The organism is Flavobacterium amnicola (genome assembly GCF_004122165.1).
GTDB lineage: Bacteria > Bacteroidota > Bacteroidia > Flavobacteriales > Flavobacteriaceae > Flavobacterium > Flavobacterium amnicola.
This window is the reverse complement of record NZ_SBKO01000034.1, coordinates 1-216: the sequence shown is the minus strand read 5'-3', so window position 1 is coordinate 216 and position 216 is coordinate 1. Positions and strand designations below refer to the sequence as shown.

The window sequence follows — 216 nt, the reverse complement described above, 5'->3', positions numbered from 1 at the left end:
TATAAGTCAGTTGGATTGAGCCTCCACAAATATTTGGCATTGTAGTTGGACCCGTAAAACCGCCTTGTGGATTACATCCACCGCTAACTCCAAAACTTCCTAACCAGGCGGCATACGCCGCATTGATGTCCGCTTCACTTGCACAGGCTGAGATGCTTGCATCTTGAACATTGCTCACCACAACAGCTGGTGCTGGGGTAATGGTAAAGGTAGCTG

General features: G+C 48.6%; 1 protein-coding gene. It reads right to left on the bottom strand.

The genetic code is table 11. The features are described from left to right. On the bottom strand, positions 1-216 hold a 216-nt coding region (locus tag EQG63_RS12320; RefSeq protein WP_164974520.1), incomplete at both ends, for a hypothetical protein.